We start from the raw sequence: 522 nt of genomic DNA on the forward strand, positions 1-522 counted from the left end.
TTTTGCATTCCCCGTAAGTCAAAAGTCTGCGTTAAGGGATGTAAATCGTGATTTTGCCATGTGGATAAAAATGCTTATCTTTGCACCAAAAACAATGGCAAACGACTGTACTGACATAGATATTGTTTTGCGCCAGATAAACCAGCGTCTGCGCAAGCTTGAGAAGTCCGACTCCGAGAAGACAGAGGAGATCGGACGCCTCAATCGTGTCATTAACCAGAAGGACGTAGAGATACATAATCTAAAGACAGAACTTGCTTCCACAAAGGCTGAACTAGCCGTTGCTGAAAAGCGCATCAAGGAACTCGAGGGTGCTGATGACGATACATCAAGTACACCAGGAAAGCCCGAGAAAAACAGCAGTAACAGCAGTATCCCTCCATCCCAAGAAAGTATCGCTTCCCGTGAGCTGCGCAGGACAAAGTCTCTTCGTAAGCCAAGCGGAAAGCCGAGCGGTGGACAGCCTGGCCACAAGGGTCACACACTGCAGACTATAGCAGAACCAGACGTAATTGTAAAGCA

General features: G+C 47.3%; 1 pseudogene. It reads left to right on the forward strand.

The window, feature by feature from the left end:
- Positions 1-522: pseudogene (locus tag IE163_RS18050) on the forward strand (DUF6444 domain-containing protein); the annotation flags it as partial.

This window comes from Alishewanella longhuensis, from assembly GCF_014653435.1.
In the GTDB taxonomy this organism is placed as follows: Bacteria; Pseudomonadota; Gammaproteobacteria; order Enterobacterales; family Alteromonadaceae; genus Alishewanella; species Alishewanella longhuensis.